The organism is Streptomyces iranensis (genome assembly GCF_017874715.1).
Lineage (GTDB): Bacteria > Actinomycetota > Actinomycetes > Streptomycetales > Streptomycetaceae > Streptomyces > Streptomyces iranensis.
The window spans coordinates 284850-307664 of sequence record NZ_JAGGLR010000004.1; the positions used below are offsets into that span (position 1 = coordinate 284850).

At 68.6% G+C, this 22815-nt stretch carries 25 protein-coding genes and 1 pseudogene; 21 read left to right on the plus strand and 5 right to left on the minus strand.

Annotation, left to right across the window (positions count from 1 at the left end):
- Positions 1-20: 20 nt before the first annotated feature.
- The gene (locus tag J2Z30_RS09255) at positions 21-1667 is read right to left on the minus strand and encodes an FAD-dependent monooxygenase (RefSeq protein ID WP_044569687.1); all 1647 of its coding nucleotides are present in this window, start codon (positions 1665-1667) and stop codon (positions 21-23) included.
- A gap of 250 nt (positions 1668-1917) precedes the next feature.
- Here J2Z30_RS09255 and J2Z30_RS09260 point away from each other — a divergent pair, with 250 nt between their 5' ends.
- The 10 genes and pseudogenes from J2Z30_RS09260 to J2Z30_RS49425 form a co-directional block, all read left to right on the plus strand.
- Positions 1918-3159, plus strand: coding sequence for a methyltransferase (locus J2Z30_RS09260; RefSeq protein ID WP_209468619.1), 1242 nt, complete (start codon positions 1918-1920; stop codon positions 3157-3159).
- 52 nt (positions 3160-3211) lie between these two features.
- Complete coding sequence (locus tag J2Z30_RS09265; RefSeq protein WP_044569689.1) at positions 3212-3454, plus strand: acyl carrier protein; 243 nt, start codon at positions 3212-3214, stop codon at positions 3452-3454.
- The gene (locus J2Z30_RS09270; protein WP_044569691.1) at positions 3454-3909 is read left to right on the plus strand and encodes an SRPBCC family protein; all 456 of its coding nucleotides are present in this window, start codon (positions 3454-3456) and stop codon (positions 3907-3909) included. Before J2Z30_RS09265 ends, J2Z30_RS09270 begins: the two co-directional genes overlap by 1 nt.
- A 9-nt stretch (positions 3910-3918) precedes the next feature.
- On the plus strand, positions 3919-5487 hold the full coding sequence (locus J2Z30_RS09275; protein ID WP_044569692.1) for an AMP-binding protein: 1569 nt from the start codon (positions 3919-3921) through the stop codon (positions 5485-5487).
- Positions 5475-5813 carry a TcmI family type II polyketide cyclase gene (locus tag J2Z30_RS09280; RefSeq protein ID WP_044569693.1) on the plus strand — a complete coding sequence of 113 codons (339 nt, stop codon included), beginning with the start codon at positions 5475-5477 and terminating at the stop codon, positions 5811-5813. The genes J2Z30_RS09275 and J2Z30_RS09280 overlap by 13 nt, the downstream gene beginning before the upstream one ends.
- A gap of 3 nt (positions 5814-5816) precedes the next feature.
- Positions 5817-6233: a cupin domain-containing protein gene (locus J2Z30_RS09285; RefSeq protein ID WP_308279873.1), complete on the plus strand. Its 417-nt coding sequence runs from the start codon at positions 5817-5819 to the stop codon at positions 6231-6233.
- 3 nt (positions 6234-6236) lie between these two features.
- A complete protein-coding gene (locus J2Z30_RS09290) occupies positions 6237-7496 on the plus strand; it encodes a beta-ketoacyl-[acyl-carrier-protein] synthase family protein (RefSeq protein ID WP_044569697.1) in 1260 nt (419 codons plus the stop codon).
- Positions 7496-8740, plus strand: a complete 1245-nt coding sequence (locus J2Z30_RS09295; protein ID WP_044569698.1) for a ketosynthase chain-length factor — start codon at positions 7496-7498, stop codon at positions 8738-8740. The genes J2Z30_RS09290 and J2Z30_RS09295 overlap by 1 nt, the downstream gene beginning before the upstream one ends.
- A gap of 2 nt (positions 8741-8742) precedes the next feature.
- Positions 8743-9063 carry an antibiotic biosynthesis monooxygenase family protein gene (locus J2Z30_RS09300; protein WP_044569699.1) on the plus strand — a complete coding sequence of 107 codons (321 nt, stop codon included), beginning with the start codon at positions 8743-8745 and terminating at the stop codon, positions 9061-9063.
- 15 nt (positions 9064-9078) lie between these two features.
- Positions 9079-9180: pseudogene (locus J2Z30_RS49425) on the plus strand (hypothetical protein); the annotation flags it as partial.
- Between the two features lie 78 nt (positions 9181-9258).
- On the opposite strand, the gene J2Z30_RS49430 reads toward J2Z30_RS49425, so the two are convergent.
- Positions 9259-9531 carry a hypothetical protein gene (locus J2Z30_RS49430; RefSeq protein WP_044569700.1) on the minus strand — a complete coding sequence of 91 codons (273 nt, stop codon included), beginning with the start codon at positions 9529-9531 and terminating at the stop codon, positions 9259-9261.
- A 13-nt stretch (positions 9532-9544) separates the two neighbouring features.
- Here J2Z30_RS49430 and J2Z30_RS49435 point away from each other — a divergent pair, with 13 nt between their 5' ends.
- From J2Z30_RS49435 to J2Z30_RS09345, 10 genes are all read left to right on the plus strand, one after another.
- Positions 9545-10213: a hypothetical protein gene (locus tag J2Z30_RS49435; protein ID WP_308279897.1), complete on the plus strand. Its 669-nt coding sequence runs from the start codon at positions 9545-9547 to the stop codon at positions 10211-10213.
- Positions 10182-10532, plus strand: coding sequence for a Clp protease/crotonase-like domain-containing protein (locus J2Z30_RS49440; protein ID WP_245387774.1), 351 nt, complete (start codon positions 10182-10184; stop codon positions 10530-10532). Before J2Z30_RS49435 ends, J2Z30_RS49440 begins: the two co-directional genes overlap by 32 nt.
- Positions 10519-10995, plus strand: coding sequence for an acetyl-CoA carboxylase biotin carboxyl carrier protein (locus tag J2Z30_RS09310; RefSeq protein WP_044569702.1), 477 nt, complete (start codon positions 10519-10521; stop codon positions 10993-10995). The genes J2Z30_RS49440 and J2Z30_RS09310 overlap by 14 nt, the downstream gene beginning before the upstream one ends.
- A 5-nt stretch (positions 10996-11000) precedes the next feature.
- Positions 11001-12350: an acetyl-CoA carboxylase biotin carboxylase subunit gene (gene accC / locus J2Z30_RS09315; RefSeq protein WP_044581358.1), complete on the plus strand. Its 1350-nt coding sequence runs from the start codon at positions 11001-11003 to the stop codon at positions 12348-12350.
- A 6-nt stretch (positions 12351-12356) separates the two neighbouring features.
- Positions 12357-13136: a thioesterase II family protein gene (locus J2Z30_RS09320; RefSeq protein ID WP_052701349.1), complete on the plus strand. Its 780-nt coding sequence runs from the start codon at positions 12357-12359 to the stop codon at positions 13134-13136.
- A gap of 101 nt (positions 13137-13237) precedes the next feature.
- Positions 13238-14563, plus strand: coding sequence for a cation:proton antiporter (locus J2Z30_RS09325; protein WP_044569703.1), 1326 nt, complete (start codon positions 13238-13240; stop codon positions 14561-14563).
- A gap of 70 nt (positions 14564-14633) precedes the next feature.
- The gene (locus J2Z30_RS09330; RefSeq protein ID WP_078956622.1) at positions 14634-16613 is read left to right on the plus strand and encodes an AfsR/SARP family transcriptional regulator; all 1980 of its coding nucleotides are present in this window, start codon (positions 14634-14636) and stop codon (positions 16611-16613) included.
- Positions 16614-17099: 486 nt separating this feature from the next.
- Positions 17100-17789, plus strand: coding sequence for a 4'-phosphopantetheinyl transferase family protein (locus tag J2Z30_RS09335; protein WP_078956623.1), 690 nt, complete (start codon positions 17100-17102; stop codon positions 17787-17789).
- Positions 17790-18033: 244 nt separating this feature from the next.
- Positions 18034-18591 (plus strand): carboxymuconolactone decarboxylase family protein, encoded by a 558-nt coding sequence (locus tag J2Z30_RS09340; protein WP_044569705.1) that lies wholly within the window; start codon positions 18034-18036, stop codon positions 18589-18591.
- Positions 18588-19445 (plus strand): RNA polymerase sigma-70 factor, encoded by an 858-nt coding sequence (locus J2Z30_RS09345; protein WP_078956624.1) that lies wholly within the window; start codon positions 18588-18590, stop codon positions 19443-19445. Before J2Z30_RS09340 ends, J2Z30_RS09345 begins: the two co-directional genes overlap by 4 nt.
- Here the strand turns inward: J2Z30_RS09345 and mca are convergent.
- Positions 19402-20295, minus strand: a complete 894-nt coding sequence (mca, locus tag J2Z30_RS09350) for a mycothiol conjugate amidase Mca (protein ID WP_044581362.1) — start codon at positions 20293-20295, stop codon at positions 19402-19404. The genes J2Z30_RS09345 and mca overlap by 44 nt on opposite strands.
- Before the next feature lie 160 nt (positions 20296-20455).
- Here mca and J2Z30_RS09355 point away from each other — a divergent pair, with 160 nt between their 5' ends.
- Complete coding sequence (locus J2Z30_RS09355; protein WP_107073281.1) at positions 20456-21082, plus strand: TetR/AcrR family transcriptional regulator; 627 nt, start codon at positions 20456-20458, stop codon at positions 21080-21082.
- A 4-nt stretch (positions 21083-21086) separates the two neighbouring features.
- Here the strand turns inward: J2Z30_RS09355 and J2Z30_RS09360 are convergent, their stop codons facing one another.
- Complete coding sequence (locus J2Z30_RS09360) at positions 21087-21653, minus strand: Uma2 family endonuclease (RefSeq protein WP_044569707.1); 567 nt, start codon at positions 21651-21653, stop codon at positions 21087-21089.
- A gap of 579 nt (positions 21654-22232) precedes the next feature.
- A complete protein-coding gene (locus J2Z30_RS09365) occupies positions 22233-22799 on the minus strand; it encodes a MarR family winged helix-turn-helix transcriptional regulator (protein WP_044569708.1) in 567 nt (188 codons plus the stop codon).
- Positions 22800-22815: the final 16 nt, after the last annotated feature.

The following is a 22815-nucleotide window of genomic DNA, read 5'->3' on the forward strand; positions in this document are numbered from 1 at the left end:
CTCCTTTTCTCAGGTGATTCTCAGATGGCTGCGCCGACCCCGCGCCCGGTGACTGCGGAGAGAACGCCCCGCACCATCGGCCCGGTGTCGGCCGACGGGCCGACGGCCCGCCAGGCGACAAAGCTGTCCGGCCGTACCAGCAGGGCGCCGCTCCGGCCGATGCCCGCGGCGGCGGCGAACTCGCCCGCTGGATCCGCCGGGTCGCCGGCTCGGTCCAGCACATGCGCCCGCAGCGGGATGCCACTGTCGGCCGCTGCCTCGCGCGCCGCCTCGGCCCACGGCGCGCCATCGGCGCCGGCGATCAGCGCGAACGCGTCACCGGCCAGGTCGACGGAGGACACGCGTCGCTCGCCGAGCGTCAGCCAGACGTGCGGCACCCGCATTCCCGGACGGCCGTCGATGGTCAGGTCGTGCCCGAATGCCTCAGGGAAGGGCTCACCGACCACGGCCCGGGAGGTGTAGCGATAGGCGGTGGTCACCACCGTCTGATCCCGCTGCGGGTCCGTGGCGCCGTCCTGCGGACCGCTCCACCGCATGTGCCGCAGCCATGCCTGGTCCGCGGTCTCCCGGCCCACCCGCAGGCGCTCCGCCTCGTAGGTCTCCAGCAGTTCCTCACCCGCCCAGCCGTTGAGCACGCCGGCGAGCTTCCAGGCCAGGTTGTTCGCGTCCTGGACACCGGCGTTGGCTCCGAAACCGCCGGTCGGGGGCAGCACGTGGCAGGCGTCGCCGACCAGGAAGACCCGGCCGCTGCGGTAGCTGTCGGCGACCTCGTGCGCCATCCACCAGCCCATCGTCGTGTGGATGTCGATGGCCAGGTCCGGCTCGCCCGTGGCGGTACGGATCAGTTCCGCACACTCGTCGTGGGAAATCTTCCCCTCGACGATGTCGTCCGGGCCACAGAAGAGACCGAAGATCCACCTCTCGTTGTCGAGCTTGAACAGCATGCCCGATGCCTGATGGTTCGTCAGATACAGGATGAGGAACCGACGGCCGCCCAGGATGGCGTCGAGATCCGCCTTGAACAGCACGTTCAGCACATGGCCGACCGTCCCCCGCCCCGAGCGTCCGATGCCCTCCGTCGTACGGATCGACCCACCGGCGCCGTCGGCCGCGATCAGGTACCGGGCGCGCACCGTGATCTTCTCGCCGGTGCCACGGTCGCGCAGCACCGCGGTGACACCGTCCGGATCGTGCGTGTACTGGAGCATCTCGGTGTTGAAACCGACCCGGGCTCCGCGCTCCGCCGCTTCCCGGAGCATGATCGGTTCCACCTTGTCCTGCCCGCACCAGACCGGCTCACAAGGCCCAATGTTCGTGAACTGGTTGATGCCCTCCTCCATGACGACGATGTCACCGGCCACAACGTCGGCGAGCGACCCCGCCCGCAGGATGGCGCGCGGCAGCTGCCGGGGCGGCAGGTCCTGGCGGGACCAGTACATGCCCGGCACCACTTTCTCCGCCACGTCCCACACCACCTGCTGGATGCCCACAGTGCGGAAGAGCTCCATGGTGCGCGGGCTGACGTGCGTCGAGCGCAACAACTGCGAGGTGGTGGTGTTCCGTTCTGCCAGCAGGCAGTCCACTCCGTGCTGACGAAGAAACAGAGCGGCCGCCAGACCGGACATTCCGCCCCCGACAATCAACACGGGAACCTCGACATCCGACATGATCGTATCCCCGTTCTCACGGTAATTTCTCTGACCTGCACCCAGGGTTCTCGAAGTCGCTCATGCGCTTCTGAAGATATGGTGAACGGCCATGTCAGACACGTTGCACTGAAGGACCACTGGTGGCCCACTGAAAGCTTCTTGACGCGCAATATGGGCGTGCCGAACCCTGAGGAACATGCGGGAACTGAGCCTTGAGGAATTGGTTGCCCTGACGAAGAGGCACGCCGGAGAGGCCGAGGACGGTGCATTGGACGGTGATGTAATCGACGTCCTTTTCGGAAACCTCGGCTACGACTCGGTCGCTCTTCTCGAGGTGTTGAGCCAGATCCGGAATCAGTACGGAATAGACCTGGCCGACGAGGTCGTAGGGACCTCAAAATCGCCACGCGACGTGCTCAACGCGGTCAATGCCGCGATCAACGGCAATCCCATCAGGAGTGACATGGCCGAGCAGAGGAATACGAAGATTCCGAACCCCGTTCCCGACGATCTGCACGCCCAGCACCTGATCCTGCTGGCCTGCTCCGGCCGGTTGTCGCAGCTGGTCGAGTTGCTGATGGAACTGCGCGTGGCCGACCTGCTCGGCGACGGCCCGCTGCCGATCGAGACGATAGCCGAGCACACCTCGACGCATGGGCCCTCGCTGTACCGGCTGCTGCGCTGTGCCGCCGGAGTGGGAATCTTCGCGGAGGGGCCGAAGGGTACCTTCGGCCTGACCCCGCTGGCCGACGGCCTGCGCGCGGACAACCCCCAGAACATCCTGGCGCTCGCCGAGTACAACCGGATGCCGCTGACCGAGAAGGCGTACGCCGAACTCGCCCACACCGTGCGGACCGGGGAGCCCGGATTCCGCCGGGCGTACGGCATGTCGTTCATCGAGTACCTCCAGCGCACCCCGGAGATCGACGCGTTCTACGACTCCTTCATGTCCCACTGGAGCCGGGGGTTCGTCCAGGAGGAGCTGGACCGGTGGGACCTGGGGCGGTTCAGCAGGATCGCCGATCTCGGTGGAGGAGACGGCTACTTCCTGGCCCAAGTGCTCAGGCGGCATCCAGGCACGACCGGCCATCTGGTGGAGCTGGCCTGGATGGCGGAGAAGGCCGCCAAGGTCCTCGCCGAGCATCAGGTCGAGGACCGGGTGATCGTCCAGGCCGGTGACCTGCTCACGGCCCCGCTGCCCGAGGGGTGCGACTGCTACTTCGTCAAGGCCGTGCTGCACGATCTGCCGGACGACGAGGCCGGCCGGGTACTCGGCCGGATCCGGTCGACGATCGGCGACAGCGGGGCCCGGCTGCTCGTCGTCGACTCGATCCTCGACTCGGGCAACGCGTGGGACCACGGCAAGTTCCTGGACCTCGACATGCTCGTCCTGCACGGCGGCCGGGAGCGCACCCTCGACGATTGGAAGGCCCTGTTCACCGCCGCCGGGTTCGAGCTGCTCTCCGAACCGATCTACCACTGGACCCTGCTCGAGTGCCGGCCCGTGTGACCACCGCGGCAGCCGTCAGGTCCCTTCCCCGCGATATCACGGAGGTCCGCCGATGAGTACGGCGAGCGTATCCCGAAACGACCTGTACGCCATTCTCAGCACGCACATCGGGGTCGATCCCCAGGCGATCGAGGGCGCCCTGACACCCAGTGACCTCGGCATCGACTCGATCGGTGTCCTGGAGCTGGAGAAGGTCCTGGACGACCGCTACGGCATTGCCCTGCCCGAGGACACCCCTGCCATGACCATCGATCAGATCCTCATCCACCTCAACTCCCCAGGAGATTCACTCTGATGGCCAACAGCACCGACAACAGCATCCGCATCGACGCGCCTCTGGAACTCGTCTGGCGCATGACCAACGACGTGCGGTCCTGGCCAGACTTGTTCACCGAGTACGCCGCGATAGACGTCCTGAAAGAGGATGAGAACACCGTCCGGTTCCGGCTGACGATGGTGCCCGACCCCGACGGCACCGTGTGGAGCTGGGTCAGCGAGCGCACCTGGGACGAATCCACCAAGACCGTCCGAGCCCACCGGGTGGAGACCGGACCGTTCGAGTACATGCGCATCTACTGGGACTTCGACGGCGACGCACAGGGCACAACCATGCGCTGGCGCCAGGAGTTCGAGGCGAAGCCGACCGCGCCGTTCGACGACGACGCCATCACCAAGAGGATCAACGACAACACCGCGATCCAGATGAAGGTCATCAAGGAGAAGATCGAACGCGCCAAGACACAGGGGTGACCCGCGGCCATGGCGGATCACCAGACCCTGTACGAGCGGTTCGCCGGTTCCGCGGCGCTGCATGGTCAGGCTGTGGCGGTCGAGCTCAATGACGCCCGGGTGACCTACGCGGAACTGGACCGGCTCGCCGGCACCATCGCCGTGGAACTCGTACGGACGCTCGGCCGTACACCCCGGACCATCGGCCTGTACGCCTCACGTACCCTCGCCGCCTACGCCGGATACCTCGCGATTCAGCGCCTGGGCGCCGTGGCCGTACCGTTCAACCCGCTGTTCCCGGCCACGCGCAACGCGACGGTCGCTGCCACCGCGCGGGTGGACGCGGTGCTCTCGGAGAACGACGCCTCCCCGCTGCCGCAGCCGGTCCTCGCCCTGACACCGGCGGTGCTCGCCCGGCTTCGTGACACACCGGCCCCGCCGGAAGCGATCCCCACGCCCACCGGGCCGACGGACGGGCAGGACACCGCGTACCTGCTGTTCACCTCCGGCTCGACCGGAGTGCCCAAGGGCGTGCCCGTCGCACACCGGAACGTGTCCGCGTACTTGGATCACGTCATCCCGCGCTACGGACTCGGGCCGGACAGCCGGGTGACACAGATGTTCGACCTCACCTTCGACCTGGCGGTGTTCGATCTGTTCGCCTCGTGGGGATCGGGGGCGACCCTGGTCGTGCCGTCCCGGGCCGACCTGCTCGCCCCGGTCAGGTTCGTCGTGGAGCGGCGGATCACGCACTGGTTCTCCGTGCCGTCCGTCGTCTCGTTGGCCCGGCGGCTGGGACGGCTGTCGGCCGGGTCCATGCCGGGGCTGCGCTGGAGCCTGTTCTGCGGCGAGCAGCTCACCCTCGCCCAGGCCCGAGCCTGGCGTGCCGCCGCCCCGGGTGCCGTGCTGGAGAACCTGTACGGGCCCACCGAGCTGACCCTGAGCTGCGCCCAGTACCGGCTCAGTGCGGACCCGGGCAGCTGGCCGTCGCCGTCCAACGGGACGGTGCCGATCGGTGAGTTGCACCCGGGGCACGAGGAACTGGTCATAGACCCGCGGGGCAGGGTGGCCACCGAGGGCGAGCTGTGCATCCGCGGTCCGCAGCGCTTCGGCGGCTATCTGGATCCCGCGGACAACGCCGACCGGTTCGTGTCCTTCGACGGCACCCGGGCGACTGTCGTGAACGCGACGGAGCACCCGGACGACGGCCTCTGGTACCGCACCGGCGACCGCGTGCGGCGCACCGAGTGGGGGCTGGTCCATCTGGGCCGACTGGACCACCAGGTGAAGATCCAGGGCTACCGGATCGAGCTGGGCGAGATCGAGTCCGCTCTGCACGACCAACCGTGGGTGCTGGACGCCGTCGTGGTCGTGGTCGAAGCGTCGGGCCGAGCCGCCGTACTGCACGCCGTCTACACCGGAGAGGCCGGGTCGCAGGACGCGCTCTCAGCCGCCCTGCGTCGACGGCTGCCCGCCCACATGCTGCCGCGCACGATCGCGCACTGGCCGGACCTGCCGCTGAACGCCAACGGAAAGGTGGACCGCCGTGCCATCGCGCAGTCGGTCGCCCGAAGGGAAGAGACCGAATGCAGCACGTGATCTTCGTCGACCGGATGAGTCCCGAGGACGCCCCCCGCGTGGCCCGGATCTGGGACGAGCACGACCGCACCGGCCTGCCGGAGGAGATCGGGGTCGCCCGGCGGACCCTCTACCGGTTCCGCGGCCTGTACATGCATGTCGTAGCGGCCCGGCCGGACCTGACCGTCGACCTCGCCGAGCAGATCCACTCAGCCCGCACCCACCCGTCGTACATCGAGGTCCGCGACCGCTTGGCCACGTATCTCACCCCCTACTCCTCGGACTGCCGCGGTCTGTTGGACACCCGTGCCGAGGAGTTCTACCAGTGGTCCGCGTCGAAGGAGTGAATCGTGTCCGTACTGACCAAGGTGGCACTCGGGGACGTCGTCCCCAGCCGCAGACTCGGCGGGAGCATCTACCCGCTGCTCACCCCGGGCTCCGTGGGGGCCAGCGCCGGATTCCTCGGCGCGATGAAGCTGGCGCCCGGAGAGTTCATCGCCGCCCACTACCACCCGCACTCGGAGGAGTTCATCTTCATCGCGGAGGGCGAGGTCCTGCTGACTGCGGGCGGCGAGGAGCTGCGGCTGAGCAGGACAGAGGCCGCCATGGTCCCCAAGTTCACCCCGCACCGCATCCAGAACGACGGCGGTGAACCGGCGCTCGTGGTCTTCCAGATGGCGCCGCTGGCCCCCAGCCCCGCCGAGGGACACGTCGAGGTGGAACCCGCACCCAACCCGGACGCCACGCCGCCGTCCGTAGGGAGTTGACTCGTGCGCAGAGCCGTTCTCACCGGCATCGGCGTGGTCGCGCCGGGCGGCGTCGGTACCAAGCCGTTCTGGGAGCAGATCACCTCCGGCCGGTCCGCCACCCGGCCTGTCACCCTCTTCGACGCCACCGGCTACCGTTCGCGGATCGCCGGCGAGGTCGACTTCGACCCCGTCGCGGCCGGCCTGCGGCCCGAACAGGCCGAAGGACTCGACCGGATGGTGCAGTTCGCGCTCGTCGCTCTCCGGGAAGCCCTGGACGACAGCGGCCTGCCGATGGAGAGTCCCGCGCCGCACCGGATCGGCGTCAGCATCGGGACGGCGGTCGGCTGCACCATGGGGCTGGAGAGCCAATACGCGACGGTCAGCAGCAGCGGACGGGACTGGTTGGTCGATCACACCCGCGCCGTCGGACACCTGTTCGACTTCTTCGTCCCGACGTCGCTGTCCCGCGAAGTGGCGTGGGCCGCCGGAGCCGAGGGACCGGCCGCGGTCGTCTCCACCGGCTGCACCTCCGGCCTGGACGCCGTGGGCTACGCCCTCGACCTGATCCTCGACGGCACCGCCGACGTGATGATCACCGGAGCCTCGGACGCCCCCCTGTCACCCATCACCTACGCCTGCTTCGACGCCCTGCGAGCCACCTCCCCGGACAACGACGACCCCGCGGGAGCGTGCCGGCCGTTCGACCTGACCCGTAACGGCTTCGCCCTGGGGGAAGGGGCGGCGGTGTTCGTCCTGGAGGAGTACGAGCACGCCAGACGGCGCGGCGCCCATGTCCACGCCGAACTGGCCGGTTTCGCCACCCGCTGCAACGCCTACCACATGACGGGACTGAGCCCCGACGGTCTGGAGATGGCCGAGGCGATCGACGCGGCCATGCGCCAAGCCCGTATGGCCCCGGACGACCTGGACTACATCAACGCCCATGGTTCGGGCACGCGCCAGAACGATCTGCACGAGACAGCCGCATTCAAGCACGCCCTCGGCTTGAGCGCCTACGGAATCCCGGTCAGTTCGATCAAGTCGATGATCGGTCACTCGCTGGGATCCGTCGGCTCACTGGAGATCGCCGCGTGCGCTCTCGCCATCGAGCACGGGGTGATCCCGCCGACGGCGAACCTGCGGGTGCCCGACCCCGAGTGCGACCTGGACTACGTGCCCCTGGTCGCCCGGGAGACCCGGGTGGACGCCGCTCTCACTGTCGGCAGCGGATTCGGCGGCTTCCAGAGCGCTGCGGTCCTCAGGCGTTCGGAGGCCGTGTGATGGGACGTGCCGCCAGTGTCGTCGTTACCGGGGTGGGCGCGGTCGCTCCGAACGGGGTGGGCGCCGACGCGTACTGGACAGCGGTGATTCAGGGACGCAGTGGAATTCGCAGGCTGAGCCGTTTCGACCCGTCCTCATACCCCGTCACGGTGGGTGGGGAGATCACCGACTTCGACCTGACGCAGCATGTGCCGAGCCGTCTGCGTCCGCAGACGGACCGTACGACCCAGTACGCGCTCGCCGCCGCGGCCTGGGCGTTCGACGACGCCGAGGTGGACGCGCACGCGCTTGGCGAATACGACGCGGGCGTCGTGACGGCCAACGCGTGCGGTGGCTTCGAGTTCGGTCAGCACGAGCTGCAGAAGCTGTGGAGCGAGGGACCACACCGGGTCAGCGCCTACCAGTCCTTCGCATGGTTCTACGCTGTCAACACCGGCCAGCTGTCGATCCGGCACGGTCTGCGAGGTCATAGCTCGGTGTTGGTGACGGAGCAAGCGGGCGGGCTCGACGCACTGGCCGCGGCCCGTCGCAAGGTACGCTCCGGCACCCTCGCGGTCGCGCTCGCCGGCGGAGTGGACGCACCGCTGGGCCCGTGGGGACTGACAGCGCAGATCCCCAACGGGCGCCTGAGCCGACGTCCCGAGCCGCACCGCTCCTACCTGCCCTTCGACCAGGACGCGTGTGGATACGTCCCTGGGGAGGGTGGCGCGTTCTTCGTCCTGGAGGAGGCCGGGGCGGCGCGTGAGCGCGGCGCGCGACGGATCTACGGCGAACTCGCCGGTTACGCGGCGACCTTCGACCCGGCACCCGGATCCGGCCGTGACCGGGCACTGGTCAGGGCCGTCACCGGTGCCCTGGACGACGCCGGGGTCGCTCCGGGCGAGGTGGACGTAGTCGTGGCCGACGCCCACGGCAGTCCCGATCTCGACCGGGTCGAGGCCGCCGCGATCGCCGGGGTCTTCGGCGCACGAGCGGTCCCGGTGGCCGCTCCCAAGACGATGACGGGCCGCCTCTACTCCGGCGGCGCCGCTTTGGACGTGTTCAGCGCACTGATGATGATTCGCGACGGAATCGTTCCCGCTGCTGTCAACATCGGCGACGTGCCCGAGGAGTACGAGATCGACGTCGTCACCGGCGCGCACCGCCGCATGCCGGTGCGCACCACGCTGGTCGTGGCGCGAGGGCTCGGCGGTTTCAACTCCGCACTGGTGGTGCGGGGGCCGGAGACACCAGGGAGTGATTGATCATGGCACTTATCTCGACGGCGGACGGCTACTACACGCTGATCAACGTGTTCACGGTCAAGCCCGAGAACCAGCAGCGGATGTACGACGAGATCGTCGGCGTCACCGACATCATCAAGCGGTTTCCCGGCTTCGTGTCGGCGAACGTGCACATGGGCGAGGACGGCTCCCGAGTCGTGAACTACGCCCAGTGGCGCAGCGAGGAGCAGTTCGAGGCCATGCAGCGGCACCCAAGCGTCCAAGGTCACTTCCGGCGCTGTCGCGAACTGGCCGGGATCGACTCGGTCTTCTGCCGCGTCGCCTACGCCCACGACGGTGTCTGAGGCAGGGTGCGGGCGATGACGACGACGGACAGGACCCCGCCGCGGACGTCCCGCTTCGGCGGTACGGACAACAGCTGGGTGCGGTGCGACAGCTGTGGAGAGCCCATCTACCGCAAGCGGTGGGAACGACATCTTCAGGTGTGCCCCGAGTGCGGGCACCATGGCCGGATCGGTGTCCGGCAGCGGCTGGACCTGCTACTCGATCCCGGCAGTCTCAGCCGGTTCGGGGCCGACGTGACCTCTGACGACATCCTCGGCTTCGTCGATACCAAGCCGTACAGGCAGCGGCTGGAGGAGAACCGGTCCCGCACCGGGAACAACGCCGCCGTGGTGTGCGGGACCGGACGAGTGGAGGGAGCGCCCGTCGTCGTCGCCGCCCTGGACTTCGCCTTCCTCGGCGGCAGTGTCGGCGGCGCGGTCGGCGAGCTGATCGCCCGGTTCGGCCCGCCGGGCGCTCGAGGACCGCACACCTTTGCTGATCGTGTCAGCCTCGGGCGGTGCCCGGATGCAGGAGGGCGCGATCTCGCTGATGCAACTGGCGAAGACCAGCCAGGAGTTGGAACGGCTACGAGAAGCCGGTGTGATGGTCCTCAACCTCAACACCGACCCTACCTACGGGGGCGCGACGGCGTCCTTCTCCATGCTCGGCGACATCGTCGTCGCCGAGCCGGGCGCACGGATCGGTTTCGCCGGCCCGGGCGTGATCCGGCAGACCATCCGCCAGGAACTACCGGAGGGCTTCCAGACCGCGGAGTTCCTGCGCGACCACGGCCTGATCGATATGGTGGTTCCGCGCGAAGGGCTGCGTCCGCTCCTGGCCCGGATCCTCAAGCTGCACGCCCGGTCACCGGAGCGCGCTGCGGCCGCCGTGGCACCGCCGCCCGAACCACCCCTGCAGCCCGCGGCACCCGTGCGGGCCGCTCGCGACGTCGTGGCTCTCGCCCGCGACACCGGGCGCCCGACGACACTGGACTACTGCGCCCACCTCTTCGACGACTTCGTCGAGTTGCCCGGCGACCGCCTCGGCAACGACGACCCGGCCACCGTGGGCGGGCTCGCCTCCCGGCGAAGGCGGCAGCGGCGGGGCCCTGGCCCTGGCCGTCGGCAACCGGGTTCTCATGCTGGAGAACGCCTATCTGTCGGTGATTAGCCCCGAGGGCTGCTCGACCATCCTGTTCGGCAGTGCGGCCTCGGCCCCGCGGGCCGCGGAACAACTCCGGCTGACCTCGGCCGACCTGCTGGCGCTTGGGGTGGTGGACGGGGTGATAACCGAGCCGGAGGGTGACGCCCGCGCCGATCACGCGCGGACCGCGGACCACGTCAGGTCCGCGCTACTGGCGGTCCTGACGGAGTTCGACGCGCTCGGCCCCCGCGAGCTGGTCGAGCAGCGGTACAAGCGGTTCGCGCGGTTCGGCGACCCGGTTCAGCAGCCACGACTCGTTGAGGTGGACACCCATGAGGGACAGTGAGACCACGGTTGACGTGGCGGGCGTCCACCAGCTGAGCAGCGCGCTCAGGGCTGTGGTGGAAAGCCTTCCGGGCCCCGTGCGACAGGTGACCGTGCGGGCCGGAGAATGCTCGATCGATGTCTCCTGGGACGCCCCGGCAGCGGTGACCGCGCCGCCGCCCCCGGGGCCGGTTCTCGCGGCGCCATGGGAGGAATCCCCCGGCGAACCGGACGACGGAACCCTCACGGTGCGCTCACCCCTCGTCGGTACGTTCTACCGCGGCCCGTCCCCGGAGGAGTCGGCGTTCGTGGAAGTCGGAGACGTAGTGGAACCCGGACAACAGATCGCCCTGGTGGAGGCAATGAAGCTCTTCACCCCGATCACGATGGACACCCGAGGCCGGATCACCGCCGTGCACGTAGCAGACGGGGACATGGTCGAGTACGACCAGCCGCTGATCGACTATGTACCAGTGGAGGGGTGAGGAAGGTGTTCCGCAAGGTGCTCATCGCCAACCGGGGCGAGATCGCCGTCCGGATCATCCGGGCGTGCCGTGAGCTGGGGGTCCGGTCCGTCGCCGTGTACTCCACGGCGGACGCCTCGTCGGCGCACGTGGAACTCGCCGACGAGGCCGTGCGGATCGGCCCGGCCGCCGCCCGCCGCAGCTACCTGAACATCCCGAACGTGATCGCGGCGGCCCTCAAGACCGGCGCCGAGGCCATTCACCCCGGCTATGGCTTCCTCTCCGAGGATCCGTACTTCGCCGAGATATGCGCAGAGAACGGCATCACCTTCATCGGACCGCCCCCCGGGGTGATGGAGTCGGCCGGGGACAAGGCGACCACCCGCAGGCTCATGGCCGACGCAGGTCTGCCTCTGCTGCCGGGCACCACTGAGCCCGTCGCCTCGCTGGATGATGCCCTGGCCGCCACCGGGCGGATCGGGTACCCGGTGGTGGTGAAGGCAGTGGCCGGCGGCGGCGGACGCGGCATCGCGGTCGCCCGGTCGCCCGAGGCGCTCCGGACGGCGTACCGCCAGACCCGGGCGGGGGCGCAGGCGGTCTTCGGCGACAGCCGGGTCTACCTGGAGCGTTACCTCGAGTCGGCGCGGCACATCGAGTTCCAGCTACTGGCCGACGGCTTCGGCAACGCGGTCCACCTGGGCGAGCGGGACTGCTCAGTGCAGCGCCGGCACCAGAAGCTGATCGAGGAGGGGCCGTCGTCGGCACTGGACGAGCAGACCCGTACGCAGATGGGGGAAGCGGCGCTGCGGGGCACGAAGTCCCTCGGCTACTGCGGCGCGGGAACCATGGAGTTCCTCCTGGATGACGACGGCCGCTACTGGTTCATGGAGATGAACGCGCGGATCCAGGTCGAGCACCCCGTCACCGAGGCGATCACCGGGGTGGACCTGGTGGCGGAACAAATTTGTATCGCGGCAGGCTGCCGTCTCCAACTCGGCCAGGCCGACGTGCAGCTGCGCGGGCACGCGGTGGAGGTACGGATCAACGCCGAGGACCCGGACCGCGGCTTCGCCCCGACCCCGGGCACACTGACCGAGTTCCGGACACCGGGCGGTCCGGGCGTCCGGGTCGACTCGCACTGCGTTCCGGGCGCGGACGTCTCCCCCCACTACGACTCGATGATCGCGAAGCTGATCGTGTGGGCGTCCGACCGCCGAGCGGCCCTGGACCGTGCGCGGCGCGCGCTCGGCGAGACCACGGTCGTCGGTCCCGGGATACGCACCACGATCCCCTTCCACCAGCGGGTGCTGGATCATCCCGCCTTCCGCAGCGGAGAAGTGCGCACCGACTTCCTGCCCCGGCACCTCGGGATGTGAGAAGCCGTGACGGGGTATTCCCTGACACCGGTCCCGGACTCGGGCGACCGCTGGTTTCCCAGGTCCGGGGCGCCGACACAGGCGCGACTGCTGCTGTTCTGCCTACCGCACGCCGGCGGGGGTGGCACAAGCTTCGCCCGGTGGCGCGACGCGCTGCCCGGGTTCGTCGGAGTGCAACCGGTCCAGCTGCCCGGACGGGAGAGCCGGCTTCGTGAGCCCGCTCGTATCGAGCCGTGGGAGGTGGCCCGTGCGCTGCTGCGCCGGGCCGACCGACCGTATGCGATCTACGGGCACAGCATGGGCGGCGTGCTCGCGCAGGAGGTCGTCCGCCGGATCGCGGCACTGGGCGGACCGCCGCCCCTGTGCCTGTGCGTGGGCGCCAGCCGACCGCCCCATCTCGCGCCCAACGTGTTCGAGCGTTGGGCAGACCTGGCCGACGACGCGCTGGTCTCGGAGGTTGCCGCTCTGGGCGGCCTCCCGACGACTGCGCTCGGCCATCCGCGGCTGCGAGCCCGGTTCGTCGAGGTGGTGCGGGCGGATGTGCGATGGCTGGCCACCTATCGCCTCGCGGGTCAGCAGCCGTCCGCAGCTCTGACGGTCCCAGTCGTCGCCTTCGCCGGCAGCCGGGACCGGCTGGCGGGGGCGCAAGTGATGCGGCGTTGGAGCGAGTTGGCCAATGCCGGTTTCCGCCTCCATGTGATCGATGGCGGCCACTTCTTCCACGCCGAGAATCTCCCGGCTTTCGCTCGGGTTCTGGCTCGGGAGCTCGGCGCCGCTCTGTCCTGACCCGGGCCGTGGCCCCACCCGTTCGCCCGACCGGCACCCGGGCGTGGCGCCCGGCTGTGCCCCTTGTCCCGCACCTGCTTCCACACCCCGGGAGACCCCTCGTGGCGTTCAGCCTCGCACCGACCGCACCCATCGGCGCTCATCAACTACTTCTCTTCCTCCTTCAGGTGGGCACGCTCCTGCTGCTCGCCACGCTGCTCGGCCGACTGGCGATCCAGCTGAGGATGCCCGCGATCGTCGGCGAGCTGTGCACCGGGGTCCTGGTCGGCCCCTCGGTTCTGTCCCATGCTGCCCCAGCCGTGTCGCACTGGTTACTGCCGAACGATCCGGCCCAGTTCCATCTCCTCGACGCGGCGGGCCAGCTCGGCGTACTGATGCTGATCGGCCTGACCGGGGTCGAACTCGATGCTGGAGCGCTGCGGCGGAACGCGCCCGCGGCAGCCGGAGTGAGTGCCGCGGGGATCCTGGTGCCGCTGGGGCTCGGGGTCTGTGCCGGATTCGTCATACCCGCGTCGCTGATGGCGGAGACCGCGCGCCGTCCCGTCTTCGCCCTCTTCCTGGGAGTGGCCATGGGAATCAGCGCCATGCCGGTCATCGCAAAGGCCCTCATCGAGCTCCGGTTGATCCACCACGAGATCGGCCGACTGATCATGTGCGCGGTAGTGGTGGACGATACGGTCGGCTGGATCCTGCTGTCCGTTGTCTCCGCGATGGCGACGACCGGGATCCGTGCCGGAGCGGTACTGACCTCCATGGGCTGGCTCGTGGTCGTACTGGTGATGGTGCTGCTGGTGCGCAGGCCAGTGGGAGCCGGACTGCGGGCGGTCGACCGAGGGACACGGGACGGCACGTCGGCCGCGCTGGCGGTAGCCTTCATCCTGCTCTGCGCGGCCGCCACTCAGGCGATGGGCCTGGAAGCGGTGTTCGGGGCGTTCGTCGGCGGTGTCGTGGTTGGTGGATGGGGCCGCGCGGCGGCCGATCAGCTGGCGGCGGTGCGCACGACCACGCTGACGATCCTGGCGCCTCTCTTCTTCGCCACCGCGGGACTGCGGATCGACTTGTCGGCGCTTGCCGAGCCCGTCGTGCTGGCGACGGGCGTGGTGCTGCTGCTCGTCGCCACGACGGGCAAGTTCGCGGGGGCCTACGTGGGCGGTCGGCTGAGCCGGCTCGGCCACTGGGAGAGTCTGGCCATCGGAGCAGGGATGAACGCTCGCGGCGTCATCGAGGTAGTGGTCGCGATGGCTGGCCTGCGCTTGGGCGTGCTCAGTCCCGACGTATATACCATCGTCGTCCTCGTGGCCATCGCGACGTCCCTGATGGCACCTCCGGTACTCCGCTTCGCGATGGCGAGAGCCGGTGTGTCTTTGCAGGTAATGTTGCCGGAGAAAGATCGCTCGAAAAATGAATTGATCAGCGCAGCGGAATGAAATGCTCCACTCTCCTCATTTTACCCGACCTTGACAATACCCACCCACCCCCTCCTTGCACACACCCCCAATGGGCATTAGGGTGAAATACCCGAGCACCGCTAGAGGCTTCAGCCAAACACATCCAAGAATCCTTTTCGGACAACCGGGTTTCTTCAGGCCACCCGAAAGACCCAAAAGGAGAAACGGGGGGCTCGTGCAATTCAGGCTACTTGGCAATCTCAGGGTTCATGCGGGAACCTGCGAAAACGTTTCCCTGCCTCCGAAATTACGCACCATTCTGGCCATGCTTATCGCTATGCACGACCGTATCGTGCCTGTCAGCGACATCATCGACGAACTGTGGCTCGGCGAACCGCCCACGACGGCCATGGCCACTATCCAGACCTATGTCTACCAGCTGCGCAAGCTCCTCGGCATCACCGATGGACGGAGCGTCGACGGTGTCGCGCTGCTGACGAGGCCGTCTGGGTACATGCTGCGCGTGCCGACGGAATCAGTGGACGTGGCGTGCTTCGAACAGTGTTTTGAGGCAGCTCAGAAGGCGTTCGCCGAGCACCAGTACGAACGGGCGTTCAGCGCTCTCGGCAGCACAGAGGCCCTGTGGGGGGCGTCCGTGCTGGCCGATGTGGACAAGGGCCAGTTCCTGGATGCCTACGCGGCCAGGCTGGAGGAGACCTGGACTCAGGCCACTGAGCTGCGCATCGACGCCTACCTACGCCTCGGGCGCCATCTCGACGCGATCCGTGAGCTGAAATCACTCACCGTCAGACACCCCCTGCACGAGGGCTTTCACTGCTCCTTGATGGTCGCCCTGCACCGGGCGGGCCGACGCCACGAAGCACTCGACACCTACCGGCGGCTCCGCCGGACGCTCGCCAACGAGCTGGGGATCGAGCCCTCATTCTCAGTCCGACAGCTTCACCAGAGGCTCTTGGCCGGCGATCCGGCGCTCGACGGAGCCTCCCCGGCCGGTCGCTTCGGATCCACGGCGCCGGTGCCCCCCGCCCAGCTCCCGCCCGACATCGCCGATCTCGTCGCGCCTGAATCTCTCGTCGCCGAACTGGAGCAGGCCCTGACGGCGAGCTGCGACAGTCAAACCACCGCACTGCTCTCCCTGACCGGCATGGGCGGTGTGGGCAAGACGACGCTCGCCGTCCGGCTCGCCCACCAGCTGCGTCATCTCTTCCCGGACGGCCAGTTCTTCACCTCGCTGAAGAGTGGCGGCGCCCGGCCTGTCATTCCGGTGGACGCGCTGGAAGGCTTCCTTCTGGCTATCGGAATCCCGCCTGCGGAGACTCCCACCTCTCTGGAGGCGCGCAGCCAGCTTTTCCGTAGTTGGTGCGCCGATCGGCGAGTACTGCTGATACTCGACGACGCGGTATCGGAGGAGCAGGTCCGCCCCCTGCTTCCCGGCGGCCCGCGGTGCGCCGTCATCGTCACCAATCGGAAGCCGCTGTACGGCCTGAGCGGAGCGCGCCACGTCGAACTGAACCCGCTATCGAGCGAAGACGGGCTGGAACTACTGCTCCGTATCACCGGCCGGCCACGAGACCAGGAAGAACTGCAGGCCGCCAACACGATCGTCAAACTCTGCGACAACCTGCCTATGGCGATTCGGGCAGTGGGCGTGAAGCTGGCGAATCCGACAGGTTTCTCACTGAAGAAGACAGCGGCCCGTCTCGCCGACAAACGCAAGAGGCTTGGTGAGCTGAAATCGGGCGACCTGGATATTCAGGAGAAGATAAGGGAAAGCTATCAGGCGATAGGGGACCTGGAGCGCGAACTGCTTCGTTCGCTCAGTGAGCAGAGCGCCACAGCTTTCACGGTCCAGGAGGCGGCGGCTCTGATCGGGGCAAAATCCCAGGTCGAAGCCCAGCTGCGTACCATCTACGAGGCCCGGCTGCTGCTGACGGATCCTGTGTGCTCCGGCGAACTGCGCTACATCCTTCCCGAGCTCGTCCGCGTCTTCGTCACGACGCAGGAGGCTCCGGGGGCAGCCACGACCACATGTCCGCCCACGGACCACCTGGTGTTCGACTACGCCTGACAAGCCGGGCCCTGGCAAATCAGGCCGCGGCAAAGCCGCAGGAAACCGAGCTTGCTCACTGACAACGAATCGATGGGGCCAGGAGCGCAGGCCGAAGGCCCGCATCCGACGACATCCTCGGTGGAGATGGACCGCCCGACGGCACCCGGCGGCTCCAAACAGATTTACCTCTCCCCCGCTGCCGAACGGACACGCCGAAAGGAACTGCCGCGCGAACTGCGAAGCACTCCAGATCCCTTTTGGTACTCAGGTTGAAAAGGAGGTGAGCTGACGACCAAGGAGTAGGAGACGCGGGAGCGGCTGACTGCGGCCGAGCAATTCGCGCAGCGCGAGAAGACCGCGGTCGTCGCACAGCTGCGCCTTGGCCTGCGCGCTCACGGACAACGAGAAGACGATGACGATCGACCGCGATGAGCGGTCGCCCCACCCTTGCCGCATTCTTCTGCATGAGGCATTCCTAACTGCTGATGCACCGGGAGCACACCAGTGATCGAGCGTCTCCTGCCCGACGACGTTGCCACGTCCGAAGCCTTCCAGGATCCGGTCAGGCCACCGTTTGATTACCTGTATCCGCAGGAAGCATCGGCGGTCGCCTGCGCAGTCGAGAAACGCCAACGTGAGTTTTCCACCGTACGGATCTGCGCCCGCCGCGCGCTGAGCATGCTGGGATATCCGCCCGCGCCCTTGCTCCCAGGCAGGCGCGGAGCACCCAGCTGGCCAGGGGGCGTGACTGGCAGTATGACGCACTGCGACGGCTACCGGGCGGCCGCCGTCGCCAGTAAGGAACTCGTTGCATCGATCGGTATCGACGCCGAGCCCAACGCCCCACTGCCGGGAGGCACTCTGGATCTCGTCACGCTCGCTGAAGAACGCAACTCAATCAGAGTGCTGTTGGACGACGGCCCTGAAATCCGTTGGGATCGGCTCCTACTCAGCGCCAAGGAATCAGTTTTCAAGACTTGGTATCCGATGACGCAATCGGAGCTGAGCTTCGATCAGGCGCGAATCAACTTGACACGTACGCCCGGTGACCCCATGGCCGGTGCCTTTACAGCCAACCTGTTGGTCCCGGGCCCCTCACTTGAGGGACGCCGCCTCTCCGGCTTCGTCGGGAAATGGCTCTGTCACGCTGGCTACCTTGCCACCGCTGTGACTGTCCGCCGTACCCAGGGGTGATGCGTCCTCGCGGCCGAAAAAGCGGCCGATATGAAGGTCAAGTACAAGGAGACGGCGCGGGGCGGGCTCGCGGTGAACGTCATCGAGTGCTGAGCCGCTCATCCAGCGCCGAGGGAACCGGGAACCGGCTCCGGCCGGTTTCGTTTCCGATGAGTGCCCGCCGGATGTCACACTCCGGCGGGCTTCTCTGTCGTACCTGCGCACGGCATCGCCACCACAGGTACGACACGATGGAGAGCCCGCCATGGCCCGTATCCCGCTCACCCCGCCCAGCACGCTGCTCAACCGCGTCGGCGCCTGGTACTCCCGGCGCACCTACGGCAAGGTGCTCGACCCCGGTCTGGCCGTCGGCCACAATCCGCGGGTGCTGCTCACCTACGTACGGCAGGAGCGCGGTGCCGCCAAGTGGAACCGCCTCGACCCGGGCCTCAAGCACCTCGCGGTCATGGCCGCGGCGGCCAGGGTCAACTGCTCGTGGTGCATGGACTTCGGCCACTGGGAGGCCGACAACCTCGGGCTCCCGATGGACAAGATCTCCAAGGTGCCGCGGTGGCGCGACCACGAGGACGCCTTCACCGAGCTGGAGCTGCTCGTCCTGGACTACGCCGAGGCGATGACCGAGACCGAGCCCCGCGTGACCGACGAGCTCGCGGCCGCCCTGATCGAGCGGCTCGGTGAGGCCGCGTTCGTCGAACTCACCGCCATGGTCGGCCTGGAGAACTACCGCTATCGCGTCAACAGCGCCTTCGGCCTGACCAGCCAGGGCTTCTCGGACGTCTGCGAGGTACCGTCACAGGCGTGATCGACACGACCACCTTCGAAGAGCACCGGCGGATGCTGTTCGGCATCGCCTACCGCATGCTCGGCTCCGTCGCCGATGCCGAGGACGTGGTGCAGGACGCCTGGCTGCGCTGCAGTCAGGTGTCCACGCCGGTGGAGAACCCGGCGGGCTATCTTGCCCGTACGGTCACCAACCTCGCGCTCAACCGGCTCACCTCGGCCGCCGCCACCCGGGAGCAGTACGTCGGCCCCTGGCTGCCCGAGCCGCTGGTCACCCGGCCGGACGTCGGGGAGGAGGTGGAGCTGGCCGAGTCGGTCTCGCTCGCCATGCTCGTCGTCCTGGAGAGTCTGTCGCCGCTGGAGCGGGCGGTCTTCGTACTCAAGGACGTCTTCGGCTTCTCCTTCCGGGAGATCGCCGGAATGCTGGACCGCGGCGAGGCGGCCGTACGGCAGGTGGGCAGCCGGGCCAGGGCCCATGTCCAGGCCCGGCGGCCGCGTTACGACGCCCCGGCGGAGGTGCGGCGGCGGGTCACCGAGGAGTTCCTGGCCGCCTGTCTCGGCGGCGACCTGAACCGCATGATGGAGCTGCTCGCCCCCGATGTGACGGCGTGGAGCGACGGCGGCGGCAAGGTGAAGGCCGCCCTCCGCCCGCAGCAGGGCGCCGAGAAGGTCGCCCGTTTCCTCGCCGCGGTCATCGCCCAGCCGATGGACGACCCCCGGGTGCACGCGGTGGACGTCAACGGCCGGCCGGGACTGCTGCTCACGGTCGCGGGCCGCCCGGACACGGTCGCCTGTGCGGAGGTCGAGGACGGGCGCATCACCGAGATCCGCATCATCCGCAACCCGGAGAAGCTGCGGCACCTGCCGTCGCCGTAGGCCGCTGGGGGCGCCGCACACCGGCGAACAGATCGTCCTCGGGAGTCGCGCCGTCGACGTCGACAACGACGTGGGACCGGGCCAGGTGGTAGTCCTCAGTGGGCCAGACCTGCCGCTCAACGTCACGGTCGTGAACCATGAACCCGGCGTTCGGGTCGATCTGCGTGGCATGCGCGAGCAGCGCCCGGTCCCTGGTCGCGAAGTACTCCGCGCACGGCACCCGCGTGGTGATCTCCAGCCCGGCCACGGGCAGTTCGGCCAGCACCTCCCGCATGCCCGAGTCCATGCCCCGCGCGGTCATGGCGTCGTGCATGGCCTGGAACCACGGCCGCGACAAGCCGCCCTGGTAGTACAGCTTCAGCGGCCGCCAAGCCGCCCCCGCCTCGGGATGACTGCTTGCCTCCCCCACCGCGTCGAAGGCCGCGGCCGTCACCTCATGGGTCCTGATGTGATCCGGGTGCGGATAGCCGCCGGTCTCGTCGTACGTGACGACTACATGCGGCCGGAAGCTCCGCATCAGCCCCACCAGGCGCCCGGCCGCCTCCTCCAGCGGCGCGAGCGCGAAGCAGCCGTCGGGCAGCGGCTGGCCCGGCCCCGGGAGCCCCGAGTCGACGAACCCCAGAAAGCGCTGCCGCACCCCCAGGATCCGACGGGCCTCGGCCATCTCGTCCCGCCGTATCGCGGTGAGGTTCTCCCGCACGCCGGGCCGGTCCATGGCGGGGTTGAGCACATCGCCGCGCTCCCCTCCGGTGCAGGTGACCACCAGCACCTCCACTCCCTCGGCGGCGTATTTGGCCAGCGTGGCGGCGCCCTTGCTGGACTCGTCGTCGGGGTGGGCGTGCACGCTCATCAGACGCAGGTTCAAACGCACTCCTAGGGATGGCTCGTGGTGGCTGAATGGCTGGGCGACTGGGCGACTGGGCGACTGGGCGACTGACGAAGAGAAAATAGCCCGAACCCAAATTTAGGTCAACCACAATCTTAGAACCGCCCATGCGAGGATGGGTGCCATGACAGCAGGACTGCGTGAGCTGAAGAAGCGGCAGACGCGCCAGATGATCTCCGACACCGCGACCCGCCTCTTCATGGAGCGCGGCTTCGAGGCGGTGACCATCGCCGAGATCGCCGCGGCCGCCCAGGTGGCCAAGATGACGGTCACGAACTACTTCCCACGCAAGGAAGACCTGGCCCTCGACTACCACGAGACCATCACCACCGCCCTGGCCCGGACGGTCGCGGACCGCCCGACCGGCGAATCGGCCCTGACGGCGCTGCGCCGCGCGCATCTGGCCGCGGTCGACCGTCACGACCCGGTCGTCGGCTTCTCCAGCCCGGAGTTCGCCCACATGCTCGCCGACAGCCCCACCCTGACCGCGAGACTCCGCGAACTGCACGACCAACGCGAGGAAGCCCTGGCGGACGCACTCACCACCGCCACGGCACCCACCCCCGACGACCCCACCCCCCGAGCCGCCGCCGCCCTCCTCACCGCCGCCCACCGCACCCTGTTCCACCACGTCCAGGCCCTGACCCGCGCGGGCCACCCCGACGAGGAGATCGCCGGCGCGGCGACCCGCTCAGCCGAGAAGGTCTTCGACCTGCTGGAGCCTTCCTTTGGCGGCTACGCGGTGCGCTGAGCCGTCAGAGCTGGCCGAGATCGACCCGCACCGGAAACGGAGCCACGACCTTCACCACACCGGTGAACACGTCTCCCTCCCGGTAGGTCTTGGTCGCGGGGTCGAGGACGTAGGTATAGACGAGCGGGACGCCGGTGGCCGCCTGCTCGATCCGCCAGTAGAAGGCGATGCCCGCCTTGGCATACTGGTCCACCTTCACAATGCGGTCGGTGGTTTCCGAACCCGGCGACACCACCTCGGCGACCAGCAGCACATGCTCGGGGCGGGTGGGCGTGACGTCGATCGTTTCCGCCCGATACACGACCACGTCCGGACGACGATTGGTGAGCGGCACATCCTGAAGCCGGACGTCGAAGTCCGTATCGGCGTTCCAGTCAGGGCCCGCGGCGTCTTCCAGGGCGTTGGCAAGGATCCGAGCCAGGCGGTTGTGCCGCTTCGACGCGCTGGGGCTCACCACGACCATCCCGTCCACGATCTCGATGCCCGCGCACTGCTCCTCGGACCAGGAGTCGTACTGCTCAGCCGTGATCTGCTCATGCATCCACGCCGGAGCGACCATCTCGGCGGTCATGACTCACCTCCCTGAACCCGCGCGACGGGTGTGGCACTGCTGGGCTCAGCGTACCGGGGGAGGCGCCCCCTACTCCGGACTCACGGCCCCAGCGCAGGGACCCGCCGGCCCGCATCCCCCACCCCGTCACGGTTCACAGGTGAAGATCTCCACGTCTTCGAGTGCGTCGGCGGCAGCGCCCGCGAGGGACTGGTCGTCCCGAAGCCTCCCCACCGCCTCGACTGCCTCAGGTGATACCTGCCGGTGAAGCCGGGCCAGGTGGCCCAGCGCAAGGGCAGCGGCCCTGCGTACATCGGACTCCCACCCCCAGCGCCGCGCCGAGCACGACGTAATCGGTCAGCCCCCACTGGCGGCGGATTCTCACGTTCCACGCCACGAACAGCAGCGGCGCCAGCTTCATCAGGCGCCGCCGCGGCCCCGGCCCCATACACACCGACCGCGATGCCAGCAGCGTCGTGGAGACACGCACCGACCGGGTCGGCGAGGACAGCACCAGAGGACAGCACCAGAAGCTGCGCCACGCCGTACACGCTCGCGGCCACCATGGGTAACGCCGCGCCCAGTCCCCCCGCCTGCCGCTTACGGGGCGGTGTCGGTGTCCGCGCCGTCGGTGGGCGTCCCCTTCCGGCGGCCTCCCCGGCGGCCGGAGCGTTCGGCGCGCACCGAGCGGAAGCCGGGGTGGACGCCGGGGCTGAGGCCCTGCCGGTCCGCCAGTCGCCGCAGCAGCCCGGTCAGTTGATCCCGCTCCTGCTCCGAGAGGCCATCGGTCATCCGGCGCTCGTGCTCCGCGCCCACCTTCCGCAGCCCTTCCAGCAACTTCCGGCCCTCATCGGTCAGATGGACCGCGTACAGGCGCCGGTCGACGGGGTTCCTGCGGCGCTCGATCAACCCGCGCTCCTCCAGTTCGTCGGCGAACGCGACGAACCGGCTCGGTGGCATGCCCAGGTCGTCGGCGAGCTCGCGCTGACTGCGGCCCGGTGAGTCGGCCAGCAGCCGGAGCAGGCCGCCCTGCGGCGGGGTCAGGTCCAGCTCGGCGAGGCGTTCGGCGAACAGCTCGGCGGCGTGGGCGCCGAGCTGGGCGAGCAGGAAGGCGGCACCGGTCGGGGGCGGACCCGGCGGCCGTTCACCTTCGTTGGTCATTCCCATGCAGACATCATACCTG